Raw genomic sequence first — 295 nt, 5'->3', positions numbered from 1 at the left:
GACGGTGCGCGAGAACCTGGAATCCGGTTTCGCGCCGCTCAGGCGCGCAGACCGCAACATCCCGGCCCATGTCTTCGAGCTGTTTCCGGTGCTGAAGCAGATGCTTGGCCGCCGCGGCGGCAACCTGTCTGGCGGGCAGCAGCAGCAACTCGCCATCGGCCGAGCGCTGGTGATGCGACCCAAGCTGCTGGTGCTCGACGAGCCGACCGAATGCATCCAGCCATCGATCATCAAGGATATCGGCCGCGCCATCCGCTATCTGCGCGACCAGGCGGGGATCGCCGTGCTTCTGGTC

General features: G+C 66.1%; 1 protein-coding gene. It reads left to right on the top strand.

The window, feature by feature from the left end; genetic code table 11:
- The coding region (locus EN852_RS39250) for an ATP-binding cassette domain-containing protein (RefSeq protein ID WP_135879937.1) at nucleotides 1-295 on the top strand (295 nt) is incomplete at both ends.

It is taken from the genome of Mesorhizobium sp. M2E.F.Ca.ET.209.01.1.1 (assembly GCF_004010375.2).
Classification (GTDB): Bacteria; Pseudomonadota; Alphaproteobacteria; order Rhizobiales; family Rhizobiaceae; genus Mesorhizobium.
The sequence above is the reverse complement of the archived record's forward strand: the minus strand, read 5'-3'. Positions and strand labels throughout refer to the sequence as shown.